The following is a 12,050-nucleotide window of genomic DNA, read 5'->3' on the forward strand; positions in this document are numbered from 1 at the left end:
TGTATTCTACATTAAATATTAGGGGGTATAACATAATGGCAAAAATTAAAATTCCTTATCATAAAGAGATGCTAGAAATTGAGATAGAAGATAGAAATTTAGCTGGAGTTTTGGAATCAAAGGCAAGAGAATATAGAACAGATTTATCTCAGGAAGAAATAGTTGAAAAGGCTTTAAATAATCCTAGTGGAAGTGAAAGCTTAGAGAATTTAGTAAAGGGTAAAAAAAATATGGTCATTATAACTAGTGATCATACAAGACCTGTACCAAGTAAGATTACAATGCCTATACTTTTAAGGAGAATTAGAAAAGTAAATCCTAATATAGATATAAAAATACTTATTGCTACAGGATTTCATAGGCCCACTACTCAAGAAGAGTTAATAAATAAATTTGGAGAAGAAATAGTCAAAAATGAGCAAATAGTAATACATTATTCCACAGATGAAAGTACTTTGGTTAAGGTTGGAACTTTACCTTCAGGAGGAGAGCTTATATTAAACAAATTAGCTATGGAAACGGAACTTTTAATAGCAGAAGGTTTTATAGAAGCACATTTCTTTGCAGGATTTTCAGGTGGCAGAAAGAGTATACTTCCAGGAATTGCATCTGCTCAAACCGTTATGGCAAATCACTGTTCTGAGTTTATAGCTAGTGATTTTGCAAGAACGGGTATACTTAATGGCAATCCTATACATAAGGATATGCTTTATGCAGCAGAAAAGGCAAAGCTTGCTTTTATATTAAATGTAGTTATAGATAGTGAAAAGAAAGTAATTAATGCTTTTGCAGGACACAGTCAATTTGCACATGAGGAAGGATGTAAATTTGTACTGGAGCTTTCAAAGGTAGATAAAATAGAAGCGGATATAGCAGTATCAACTAATGGGGGCTATCCACTAGATCAAAATATATATCAATCAGTAAAAGGAATGACAGCAGCAGAAGCCACTTGCAAGGAAGGCGGCGTAATAATAATGGTTGCTGCCTGCAATGATGGACATGGCGGACAATCTTTTTATGATAACTTAGCTAATGCTAAAAGTCCTAGAGAGCTTTTAGATAGAATAGAAAAAGTACCAAGAAATAAAACTGCCCCAGACCAATGGGAATTTCAAATATTAGCAAGAATGCTTGATAAATTTACAGTTATATTGGTTACTGATATGTGTGATCCACAGATGATAAAAAACATGCATATGGAACATGCTTATACCTTTGAGGAAGCACTTAAGAGAGCTTATGAACTAAAGGGTAAGGATGCTAAAGTTGTAGTAATACCAGATGGGGTTTCAGTTATAGTTAGATAGAATGTTAAGTTTCAATTTTAATATAGGAAATAATAAAATTTTATGGAGGTATTTTAAATGGAAATATTAGTATGTATAAAACAAGTACCAGGAACTTCAAAAGTAGAAGTAGATCCAGTAACAGGAGTTTTAAAAAGAGATGGCGTAGATTCAAAGATGAATCCATACGATTTATATGCACTAGAAACAGCACTTAGAATAAAAGCAAAGGTAGGAGGAACTGTTAAGGTTATAAGCATGGGACCTCCACAGGCTGCAGAAGTTATAAAGGAAGCCTATATGATGGGAGCAGATGAAGGAGTTCTTCTTTCAGATAGAAAGTTTGCAGGAGCAGATGTTTTAGCAACATCTTATACAATATCTCAGGGAATTAAAAGTATGGGAAAAGTAGATTTAATACTTTGTGGAAAGCAGACTACAGATGGTGATACTGCTCAAGTAGGACCAGAAATGGCAGAATATTTGGGAATACCACATATAGCAAATGTAAGAAAAATAGAGGATATTAAGGAAAAGTCAATGGTAGTGGAAATGGATATGCCAAATACAATAGAAGTAGCAGATGTTAAATATCCATGCTTATTGACTGTAGAAAAGGATATATTCCAGCCAAGACTTCCATCTTATAAAAAGAAGCTAGAAACTAAAGACAGAGAAGTTAAAATGTTAAGTTTGAAAGATTTTGAGGACAAAAATGAAAATAAATATGGATTAAATGGTTCACCAACTCAGGTTGAAAGAATATTTCCACCAGCAGTAAATACAGATAAAGAAATGTGGAATGGAACAGGGGAAGAATTATCAGCTAAGCTTGAAGATAAACTTAAAAAGATGAAATTTTTATAATACTTCCAGTAATAAATATTATAAGTAAAAAACTAGCATAGAACAAACAAAGGTAAGCTTAGTTGAACTTATTTGTGGATATGCATGTTCTTTACATGACATTGAAAAAGGTTGAGTATTAGGGAGATTAATAATGAAGTAAATATTTTAAGGTAAATTTAAGGAGGAACAGGTTATGGGTAAATTAGTAGTAAATCAGGAGAAATTAACTCCTTCAGCTATAGAAGAATTAGTAAAAATATGTCCCTTTGGAGCTATGGAAGAAAAAAATGGGAAAATAGAAATAAATGCAGGTTGTAAAATGTGTAAGCTTTGCGTTAAAAAGGGACCTGCAGGAGTGATGGAATTTATAGAAGATAAAGTAGAAGCTATAGATAAAAGTCTTTGGAAGGGTGTAGCTGTATATGTAGATCACGTAGAAGGTGATATTCACCCAGTGACTTATGAGCTTATTGGAAAAGCTAAGGAATTAGCATCAAAGATAAACCATCCTGTTTATGCAGTATTTGTAGGACATGATATAGAAAAAAGATCAGAAGAAATACTACATTATGGAGTAGACAAGGTATTTGTATATGATGATGAAGAGTTAAAGGACTTTAGAATAGAACCTTATACTAAAGCTATGGAAGACTTTATAAATAATGTTAAGCCTTCAACTTTACTTGTAGGTGCAACTACAGTAGGAAGATCATTAGCACCAAGAGTAGCAGCTAGATTTAGAACAGGACTTACAGCAGATTGTACAATACTTGATATGAAAGAAAACACTGATTTAGTACAAATAAGACCAGCTTTTGGTGGAAATATAATGGCTCAAATAATAAATCCAAACCATAGACCACAGCTTGCTACAGTAAGATATAAGGTTATGGATGCACCAGAGAGAAGTGAAGAAAAGTCTGGAGAAATTGTAACTTGCAATATAAAGAAAGAAGAATTAGCTTCTAATATAAATGTATTAAAGGTTACCAAGAAGGAAGTAGAAGAAAGTATATCTGATGCAGATGTAATAGTAGCAGTAGGAAGAGGTTTAAAGGCAGAAAAGGATATGGAAATGGTAAAAGAGTTTGCTGCTTTACTTGGAGCACAAATAGCAACTACAAGGCCACTTATTGAAGCAGGTTGGGCAGATGCTAAAAAACAAATAGGATTAAGTGGAAGAACTGTTAAGCCAAAGCTTATAATCACTTTAGGAATATCAGGAGCGGTACAGTTTGCAGCAGGAATGAACAATTCTGATTGTATAATTGCTGTAAATAAGGATCCTAAAGCTTCTATATTTAATGTAGCTCACTACGGAATAATAGGAGACATTTATGAAATAGTACCAAAACTTATATCTAGTGTAAAAGAAGGAAATGGTTTAAGAATTTAATTTTATTCCCTTAAAAAGTTGCATGATACAATGATTAGCTTAATGAAGTTAGAATTAAGCAATTATTAAAATTAAAACGAATTTGGAGGTAATTAGGATGGAATGTCTATGTAATAAAGAATATAAAAAATTAGATAAAAAGGACATTGATTTTTTAATAGATATTTTAGGTGAAGATAGAGTTTATACAGGAGAAAATATCAGTGAAGATTTCAGCCATGATGAATTAGGTGGAATAAGTAAAATGCCAGAAGCTATGGTGGAAGTTTTAAGCACAGAGGAAGTTTCTAAGATAATGACTTATGCTTATGAAAATAATATTCCTGTAGTAGCAAGAGGATCAGGTACTGGTTTAGTTGGAGCATCAGTTCCAATCCGTGGCGGCATAATGGTAAATTTAACAAATATGAATAACATACTTGAAATTGATGAAGAAAATTTAACTCTTACATTGGAGCCAGGAGTTCTTTTAATGGAAATAGGTAAATACGTAGAAGAACATGATTTATTCTATCCACCAGATCCAGGTGAAAAATCAGCAACTATAGGTGGAAACATAAACACAAATGCGGGTGGAATGAGAGCTGTTAAATATGGAGTTACGAGAGATTATATAAGAGGGTTAGAAGTAGTTCTTCCAACAGGAAAAGTAATAGAAGTAGGTGGAAAGGTAGTTAAAAACAGTTCAGGCTACAGTATAAAAGATTTAATTTGTGGTTCAGAAGGAACTTTAGGTATTGTAACAAAGGTTATACTTAAATTAATTCCACTACCAAAGAAAGCTATAAGTTTACTTGTACCATTCCCTAACTTGGAAATGGCAATAAATACAGTACCAAAGATTATAAAATCTAAATCTATACCAACAGCTATAGAATTTATGCAGAGGGAAGTTATACTTGCAGCAGAAGAATTTTTAGGAAAGAAATTCCCAGATAATTCATCAGATGCATATTTGCTCTTAACCTTTGATGGAAATAGTACTGCTGATATAGAAAAAGATTATGAAAAAGTAGCTAATATCTGCTTAGAAGAAGGAGCACTAGATGTATACATTTCAGATACAGATGAAAGAAAAGAAGCTGTATGGTCAGCTAGAGGAGCATTCCTTGAAGCAGTGAAGGCATCTACTACAGAAATAGATGAATGTGACGTAGTAGTACCAAGAAATAAGGTGGCAGAGTTTGTAAAATATACAGATGAACTTCAAAAGAAATTTAATATAAGAATAAGAAGTTTTGGACATGCAGGAGATGGAAATCTACACGTATATGCATTAAGAGATGATTTATCTAAAGAACAGTGGGAAAAGAAATTAAGTGATGTATTTGAATGTATGTATAAAAAATCTCAGGAATTACACGGGTTAGTATCTGGGGAGCATGGAATAGGTTTTGCTAAAAAGAGCTATATGTTTCAACAATATGGAGATGACTATATAGAACTTATGAGAAATATTAAATTGGCCTTTGACCCTAAAAATATATTGAATCCAGGAAAGGTTTGTGAATAGTTTAAGATTAAAAAAATTTTAGATATGTTCCAGTTTTAGAAAATATGTCAGAATATCAGTATTTCTGACATATTTTATTTTTTGCATATAAGCATTGTGATTCAAAATTAAGTTTTAAGAATAAAAATAAAAATAGTTGTAAAAATAACAACATGGATAAATTTTAATTGTGTAAAAAGGAGGTTGAGAATATTGACAGTTGCTTCAAAGCTGAAACAAACAATAAGCAGTTTAAAAGGAGTTGAAGGAACCTTAAGACTTTATTCTCTGCAGGCACAAAGTAAAGAACTTAAGGTTGTATATAGAGATGCGGTAAAAGGTATTGGTGAAATCACTCAAAATTTAGAAAAGAGAGAGAAAGCTATAGAACTTGAAGAACCTCAATACAAAAGTAACTAATTTGGAGGAAATAACATATGAGTACATGGATAGTGGTATTGTTAAGGTCTGTGGCATTATTTTTTTTAACTTTAATTGTAGTAAGAATTATGACAAAAAATTATTCGGTTAGAATTACTCCATTTAAGATTATTAATTATGCTGTAATTGCTATTTTAGTTTCTTTAGTTTCAGTAAATGCTATTTCAAATTGGGTATTTGGAATTATTACTTTAGCAGTTTGGATTTTGCTTCCCATCGGATTAGACTATATAGCTATGAAAAGTAAATTTGTATACAACTTAATTAATGGTAAAGAAACAATTTTAGTTAAAGATGGCAAAGTTATGGAGGAAAATTTAACAAGTTTGGGATTTACCGGAGAAGATTTTTTGAGAGAATTACGTTCAAAAAACGCATTTGACTTGGCAGATGTAGAATTTGCTGTAATGGAATCTACAGGGGATATGAATGTTATTTTAAAGTCAGACAAAAAACCAATTACTCCACATGATTTAGGAATTAAAACTTCTCCACAAACAGCACCTCAAACAGTAATACTAGATGGAAATATAATAAATGAATCTTTAAGTAATTTAAGATTAAATCAAGCATGGCTTAATGAAAAACTAGAAAATTTAGGAGTGTCTTTAGATAATGTTTTTATTGGTCAAGTAGATTGTAGTGGTGAATTATACGTAGATGTTTTTGATGATAGTATAGAGATTCCAGAGTCAAGTGTAAAAGAAATGATATATGCAAGTTTGGAAAAAAGTCAAGCAAGTTTAGTAACGTTTTCTTTGGAAACTGAAGATGTAAAGACCAGGTCTATATATTTAAATGATGCCAATAGGCTTAAAAAAATTATGGAAAAGTTAGAACCTTATTTATTACGTTAGAAGGTGAAAAAAGTGGCAAGTAAGAAAAATAAAAAATTAACACCAGCACAGCAGAAATATCAAAGTTATGCCAGTGCAGTAGAGCCCAAAAGACCTGTTCTTCTTAACTGTGTTAGGGCATTTATTGTAGGAGGAACTATATGCACAATTGGTCAGAGCCTTCAGTATATATTTATTAAGTATTTTCATTTTACTGAAACTACTGCAGGAAATCCAACTACTGCAATTTTAATTATAATATCTGTGCTGCTTACTGGTTTTGGAGTTTATGATCATATTGCTCAATGGGCAGGAGCAGGAACTGCTATTCCAATTACAGGTTTCGCTAATACTATTGCTTCTAGCGCTATTGAACACAGAAGTGAAGGTTATGTTCTAGGTGTTGGTGGAAATATGTTTAAGATAGCAGGACCAGTAATTACTTTTGGAGTTTTTTCAGCCTTTGTAATTAGTATCATAAAAATCACTATTAAGTGGCTAGGTGGGATGTAAATGTTTACGGGTCATCAATCATGGATTTTTAAGTCTAAACCAGTTATATTAGCCTCATCTGCTGTGGGAGGTCCTTTTGAAGCAAAAGGAGCTTTAAACCAGGACTTTGATACTCTTCATGAAGATATTTGGGTAGGTCAGGATAGTTTTGAAAAGGCAGAGAAGAAGATGCTAGAAGAAGCCTGCCAATTAACAATTAAAAAATCTAATATTAAAAAAGATGAAATACAGTTTTTTGTAAGTGGGGATTTAATGAATCAAATAATTACAAGTAGTTTTACTGCTCGTACTTTAGGTATACCTTATTTTGGAGTTTTTGGTGCCTGTTCCAGTTCTATGGAAGGATTGGCATTAGCTTCTTTAATGGTAGAAAGCAAGGCTGCAAAATATGTAATAACAGGTACTTCCAGTCACAATGGATCAGCAGAAAAGCAATTTAGATATCCTACAGAATATGGAAGTCAAAAACCACCTACTGCACAATGGACTGTAACTGGAGCTGGTGCAGCAGTAGTGGGGCATGAAGGAAATGGACCTAGAGTTACTTCTGCAACTATAGGCAGAGTGATAGATATGGGGATTTCTGATCCTTTTAATATGGGAGCAGCTATGGCTCCAGCTGCAGTAGATACTATTGAAGCCCATTTTAGAGATTTTAATATCAAACCTTCCTATTACGATGTTATTGCTACTGGTGATTTAGGAAAGGTAGGTCACCAAATTGCTAGTAATTTATTGGAAGAACATGGTTTGGAAGTCCCAGCAAATATTTTTACTGATTGTGGGAAAATTATATATAAAGATGATCAACCTGTTTTTGCAGGAGGTAGTGGATGCGGATGTTCTGCTGTGGTTACTTATGGGCACTTTTTAAAGCGTATGCAAAAAGGTAATTTAAGAAGAATTTTAATAGTGGCAACAGGAGCGCTAATGTCACCAATGTCTTATCAACAAAAGGAAAGCATACCTGGTGTTGCACATGCAGTGTCTATAGAGATGTGAAAAGAAGGGTGAATGATATGACAAAGTTCATTTTGGCATTTATAGTAGGTGGTGGCATATGTGTAATCGGTCAAATTATGATGGATGTGTTTAAACTTACCCCTGCACATACCACAACTACTTTAGTGGTGGTAGGAGCAATATTAGGAGGTTTAGGCTTATATGATCCTTTGGTTAAATTTGCAGGAGCAGGAGCTTCTGTGCCTATAATGAGTTTTGGAAATGCCTTAGTAAAAGGTGCTGTTATGGAAGCAGAAAGAGATGGACTTATAGGTGTGCTTACTGGAACTTTTGAAATTACTAGCACAGGTATTTCTGCAGCAATTATATTTGGATTTTTAGCGGCTTTAATATTTAAGCCTAAAGGATAAGTAAATATTTATTTCAGAGGACAGAGGACAATTGACAGAGGACAGTGAAGGATGATTTTTTTCCGCTGAGCTACGGAAAATCTTCAATTAAATTTTTAATGACTCGTTTCGCAAAGCTAAATATTACTGACTTATAAATTTAAAGCTTATTTTGCATTATCAAAATAAATTTTAAAATAAATTAGTTTTCTGACGCAAGTAGCAAAACTCACCTTCATTGTCCTCTGTCAATTGTCCTTTAAAAATAATACTTCTTATTATTTTTAAACTGTGAAAATTGAGTAAGAAATTTTAGGTAAAGGAGGTGATAAAATGACAGTAGGAACTCAAATGCAGCAAGCAATTGCAGGAATGCAAAGTGCAGCTGCCACAATGAAAACATTTGCTTTAGAAACTGAAGATAAAAGTGCAAAGCAGGATTTTCAGCAAATAGCAAAAAATCTTGATAGTGCTCTTGAAACTTTAAAAGGAAGACAACAATATATAGAAGAACAGGAACCTCAATATAAACAATGTTAATGTACATAAAAGCTGAAGGATAGTTATCCTTCGGCTTTTTAAGTTATCTAGAAATTGGGGCATCATCATTAATAATTCTATTAGCTTCTTCTTGTGAAAGATCATAATTTAGAAATGTCTTATAAAAATTTCTTGTTTCTTTAATTATATCTATACTAGCAAATTTATCTGGATTTATAATTTTTGCAGCCCATTGAATTTGAAGTGCCTCTTCTGCAGCTGCATTTATACCACCAGCTGTATCTATCAATGCATTAATTATTGTATTGCTGCCATCTACAGTTAATGGTGAAAGTGAAGTTACGTGAAGGACTTTAGGTATTTGCTCTTTAGGAATTTTAGATATTATATTTGTTATAGTATTAAGCTTGGCATCTAGATATGATATGTAATTAGCAGCTCTTTTTTTGCTATCTTCTCCAAGGATGTCACCTATAAGTTTTACACATCCTTTTAAAAAATTTAATATCAGCACAATATTATGCTGTTAAAATCATTATGGTACTTGTTTCAGTATTAAGAAAATAATGTTTACAATCATGTAACAAAGCGTTATACTTATAATAACATAACGTTTGGCAAAAAATCTACATTTTTTATGCTTTAAGTGAAATTGAAATTTGAAAACTAGAGGAAGTTTTTAGAGGAAAGTAGGGTTTTAAGGAATATTTCAATGACATTTGCGTGAACTTTGTATATTTTATGTTAACGTTTAAATGAGATGCTACGAATTAAGGGGAGCTTAAATATAAAAATGAAAATTAATATTTTTATATGATTTTAAATATTTAAATAATATTTTTAATGGTTATTTATAAAAGATGCTGATTTAATTTTTGTAATATGACTAATTATAGTTAAAGAGGGGGTAAACTACGTGGCAGAACCATTAGAGTTAGATACTCTATCAGAAAGTATAAAATTAGAAAATCATAAAAGAAAATCAGAAGAAAAAAGAATATTTTATGTAATGCTTATTTTAGCTATTTTACCTATAATAGCTATTTTAATTTCATTAACTATTGGAAGATATTCAATATCTTTACCTCAGTTTTTTAGTGTTGTATCATCAAAAATTTTTGGACATGATATAGTACAATATAACACTATCGAAACAGTACTTTTCAATGTTAGAGCTCCTAGAATACTATCTGCTTTGATGGTTGGAGCGGCTTTAGCTATATCGGGAGCTACATATCAAGGATTATTTAAAAATCCAATGGTTTCGCCAGATATACTTGGAGCTTCTGCTGGAGCAGGATTTGGTGCAGCATTTGGAATCCTTATGTCTTTTAATGGTATAGGCGTACAAGCTTCGGCATTTTTATTTGGACTTTTAGCAGTAATAATAACTTATACAATAAGCAGTATAATATCAAGAGGCAATAATGCTACCTTAGTACTTGTGCTTACTGGTATGGTTGTTGCTGCTTTATTTACATCATTTATTTCAATTACAAAATATGTGGCAGATCCATATGAAAAACTTCCACTTATAACCTTTTATCTTATGGGAGGATTATCTTCTGTTACTATGAAAGATATTAAAATGTTATTAATACCAATGATTATTGGAGTTGTGCCAATAATTTTGCTTAGGTGGAAGTTTAATGTGCTTTCATTTGGAGATGAAGAGGCTAAGTCCTTAGGAATTGATACTTCAAAGTTGAGATTGATTGCAATTCTTTGTTCAACTTTAATGACAGCAGGAGCTGTATCAATTAGTGGAATGATTGGATGGATAGGACTTGTAATACCTCATATAGTTAGAATGGTTGTTGGTCCTAATTTTAAAGTATTATTACCAGGCTCATTACTTATTGGAAGTACTTTTCTTTTATTAGTTGATGATATAGCCCGTTGTGCATTTTCTATAGAAATTCCTTTAGGAATTTTAACATCATTAATTGGAGCTCCTTTTTTTATTTATCTTTTAATTAAAGGAAGGAGGGGATGGATATGAAGTTAGAAGCGAAAAATGTAGTTTGTGGATATGGTAAAAAAGATATAGTGAAGGATATATCTATGGGTGTAAGTTCAGGGGAAATATTATGTCTACTGGGACCAAATGGTGTAGGGAAAACGACGTTTTTTAAAACTATATTAGGACTTTTGAAGGTAAGAGGTGGACAAATACTTTTAGATGGACAGGATATACATAATTGGTCTAGAAAGCAGCTAGCTAAAGCTATTGGATATGTACCTCAAGCACATACACCTCCCTTTCCGTTTAAAGTTTTTGATGTAGTGTTAATGGGTAGGACTGCGTATCTTTCAACGTTTTCTTCTCCTAGCAAAGAGGACAGGGATATTGCAGAAAAGGTTATAGATGACTTAGATATATCTTACTTAAGGGATAAAATATACACAGAAATAAGTGGTGGAGAAAGGCAAATGGTTCTAATTGCTAGAGCTCTTGCACAGCAGCCTAAAATACTTATAATGGATGAACCAACTTCTAATTTGGATTTTGGGAATCAAATAAAAGTACTAGAACAGATAAACAAGCTTTCTAAAAAGGGATTAGCAGTTATTATGACTTCACATTATCCTAATCATGCTTTTCTGTGTTCTACAAAAGTAGCATTTATGCAAAGAAACAATGAATTTAAAATAGGAAATGTAGATGAAGTTGTAACAGAAAACATGCTTAAAAAAGCTTATGGTATTAATGTTAAAATCATTACTACAACTAATTCAAATGGAGTTAAGGTAAAATCATGTGTACCTATAATTGATTAATTTGAACTTTCTGCAAATTAAAATTTTAATAAAGTAAAGGGGAGTATATAATGAAAAAAATTTTTCTTACAGGGGAAAGAAGTATAGGAAAATCTACATTATTAAAAAAAGTTATTAAAAATATAGATTGTTCTATAGGAGGTTTTGTTCAAGAAAAAGAGTTTACAGAGGAAACAAAATTCTTTAGAGTTGAGTCACTTTATAATTTACAGGATAGTTATATCATGGGGAAATATGATATGAAAAAGAAAAAGCTGTATACAGACATGAATATATTTAATGTTATATCTCAAGATGTACTTTTAAAAAGCTTACATAATAGGGAGTTAATAGTACTTGATGAACTAGGATTTATAGAAGAAAAAGCTCCATTATTTAAAGATACTATTTTTAAAATACTTAATAGTGGTAAGCCTGTTATAGGAGTACTAAAAGAATGTGAAGGGAATTTTGTACAGAAAATAGCAAATAGGGAAGATGTACAGGTAATTAAAATTGATAAAAATAATAGAGATTTTATGGAAGATAAAATTCTTCAGATTTTAGAAAATAATAATATAAAATTAAAAAAAAGATTGATAGTTGAAAGTTAATTACTTA

General features: G+C 31.7%; 14 protein-coding genes. 13 read left to right on the plus strand and 1 reads right to left on the minus strand.

Going from position 1 to position 12,050, the window contains the following annotated elements; genetic code table 11:
* The first annotated feature begins 35 nt into the window (after nt 1-35).
* From larA to HBE96_RS10540, 10 genes are all read left to right on the plus strand, one after another.
* On the plus strand, nt 36-1,310 hold the full coding sequence (gene larA, locus HBE96_RS10495; RefSeq protein ID WP_169297721.1) for a nickel-dependent lactate racemase: 1,275 nt from the start codon (nt 36-38) through the stop codon (nt 1,308-1,310).
* A gap of 57 nt (nt 1,311-1,367) precedes the next feature.
* Nucleotides 1,368-2,156 carry an electron transfer flavoprotein subunit beta/FixA family protein gene (locus HBE96_RS10500; protein WP_169297722.1) on the plus strand — a complete coding sequence of 263 codons (789 nt, stop codon included), beginning with the start codon at nt 1,368-1,370 and terminating at the stop codon, nt 2,154-2,156.
* A 175-nt stretch (nt 2,157-2,331) separates the two neighbouring features.
* On the plus strand, nt 2,332-3,534 hold the full coding sequence (locus HBE96_RS10505; protein WP_169297723.1) for an electron transfer flavoprotein subunit alpha/FixB family protein: 1,203 nt from the start codon (nt 2,332-2,334) through the stop codon (nt 3,532-3,534).
* A gap of 97 nt (nt 3,535-3,631) precedes the next feature.
* Nucleotides 3,632-5,047 (plus strand): FAD-binding oxidoreductase, encoded by a 1,416-nt coding sequence (locus tag HBE96_RS10510; RefSeq protein WP_169297724.1) that lies wholly within the window; start codon nt 3,632-3,634, stop codon nt 5,045-5,047.
* 192 nt (nt 5,048-5,239) lie between these two features.
* The gene (locus tag HBE96_RS10515; protein WP_169297725.1) at nt 5,240-5,446 is read left to right on the plus strand and encodes a DUF1657 domain-containing protein; all 207 of its coding nucleotides are present in this window, start codon (nt 5,240-5,242) and stop codon (nt 5,444-5,446) included.
* 17 nt (nt 5,447-5,463) lie between these two features.
* Nucleotides 5,464-6,324 carry a DUF421 domain-containing protein gene (locus tag HBE96_RS10520; RefSeq protein ID WP_169297726.1) on the plus strand — a complete coding sequence of 287 codons (861 nt, stop codon included), beginning with the start codon at nt 5,464-5,466 and terminating at the stop codon, nt 6,322-6,324.
* Between the two features lie 12 nt (nt 6,325-6,336).
* Nucleotides 6,337-6,816 carry a stage V sporulation protein AC gene (spoVAC, locus tag HBE96_RS10525; RefSeq protein WP_169297727.1) on the plus strand — a complete coding sequence of 160 codons (480 nt, stop codon included), beginning with the start codon at nt 6,337-6,339 and terminating at the stop codon, nt 6,814-6,816.
* Entirely contained in the window at nt 6,817-7,818 is a 1,002-nt protein-coding gene (gene spoVAD / locus HBE96_RS10530) for a stage V sporulation protein AD (RefSeq protein WP_169297728.1), read from the plus strand. It begins immediately after the preceding gene.
* 17 nt (nt 7,819-7,835) lie between these two features.
* Nucleotides 7,836-8,189, plus strand: coding sequence for a stage V sporulation protein AE (gene spoVAE / locus HBE96_RS10535; RefSeq protein ID WP_169297729.1), 354 nt, complete (start codon nt 7,836-7,838; stop codon nt 8,187-8,189).
* Between the two features lie 312 nt (nt 8,190-8,501).
* Nucleotides 8,502-8,708: a DUF1657 domain-containing protein gene (locus HBE96_RS10540; RefSeq protein WP_169297730.1), complete on the plus strand. Its 207-nt coding sequence runs from the start codon at nt 8,502-8,504 to the stop codon at nt 8,706-8,708.
* A gap of 43 nt (nt 8,709-8,751) precedes the next feature.
* Here the strand turns inward: HBE96_RS10540 and HBE96_RS10545 are convergent, their stop codons facing one another.
* Entirely contained in the window at nt 8,752-9,183 is a 432-nt protein-coding gene (locus tag HBE96_RS10545; protein ID WP_342590171.1) for a TroA family protein, read from the minus strand.
* A gap of 402 nt (nt 9,184-9,585) precedes the next feature.
* Between HBE96_RS10545 and HBE96_RS10550 the strand changes: the two genes are divergently transcribed.
* From HBE96_RS10550 to HBE96_RS10560, 3 genes are read left to right on the plus strand one after another with little or no spacing between them, the layout of a single operon-like run.
* Nucleotides 9,586-10,671, plus strand: coding sequence for a FecCD family ABC transporter permease (locus tag HBE96_RS10550; protein ID WP_342590172.1), 1,086 nt, complete (start codon nt 9,586-9,588; stop codon nt 10,669-10,671).
* Nucleotides 10,668-11,450: an ABC transporter ATP-binding protein gene (locus tag HBE96_RS10555; RefSeq protein WP_169297731.1), complete on the plus strand. Its 783-nt coding sequence runs from the start codon at nt 10,668-10,670 to the stop codon at nt 11,448-11,450. The genes HBE96_RS10550 and HBE96_RS10555 overlap by 4 nt, the downstream gene beginning before the upstream one ends.
* 50 nt (nt 11,451-11,500) lie before the next feature.
* Nucleotides 11,501-12,043, plus strand: a complete 543-nt coding sequence (locus HBE96_RS10560; protein ID WP_169297732.1) for a nucleoside-triphosphatase — start codon at nt 11,501-11,503, stop codon at nt 12,041-12,043.
* Nucleotides 12,044-12,050: the final 7 nt, after the last annotated feature.

The organism is Clostridium muellerianum, from assembly GCF_012926525.1.
In the GTDB taxonomy this organism is placed as follows: domain Bacteria; phylum Bacillota; class Clostridia; order Clostridiales; family Clostridiaceae; genus Clostridium_AM; species Clostridium_AM muellerianum.

Coding starts and splice junctions, on each gene's coding strand:
- HBE96_RS10520 (WP_169297726.1), top strand. CDS start 5,464: ATGAGTACATGGATAGTGGTATTGTTAAGGTCTGTGGCATTATTTTTT.
- spoVAD (WP_169297728.1), top strand. CDS start 6,817: ATGTTTACGGGTCATCAATCATGGATTTTTAAGTCTAAACCAGTTATA.
- spoVAE (WP_169297729.1), top strand. CDS start 7,836: ATGACAAAGTTCATTTTGGCATTTATAGTAGGTGGTGGCATATGTGTA.
- HBE96_RS10510 (WP_169297724.1), top strand. CDS start 3,632: ATGGAATGTCTATGTAATAAAGAATATAAAAAATTAGATAAAAAGGAC.
- HBE96_RS10500 (WP_169297722.1), top strand. CDS start 1,368: ATGGAAATATTAGTATGTATAAAACAAGTACCAGGAACTTCAAAAGTA.
- larA (WP_169297721.1), top strand. CDS start 36: ATGGCAAAAATTAAAATTCCTTATCATAAAGAGATGCTAGAAATTGAG.
- HBE96_RS10505 (WP_169297723.1), top strand. CDS start 2,332: ATGGGTAAATTAGTAGTAAATCAGGAGAAATTAACTCCTTCAGCTATA.
- HBE96_RS10555 (WP_169297731.1), top strand. CDS start 10,668: ATGAAGTTAGAAGCGAAAAATGTAGTTTGTGGATATGGTAAAAAAGAT.
- HBE96_RS10540 (WP_169297730.1), top strand. CDS start 8,502: ATGACAGTAGGAACTCAAATGCAGCAAGCAATTGCAGGAATGCAAAGT.
- HBE96_RS10560 (WP_169297732.1), top strand. CDS start 11,501: ATGAAAAAAATTTTTCTTACAGGGGAAAGAAGTATAGGAAAATCTACA.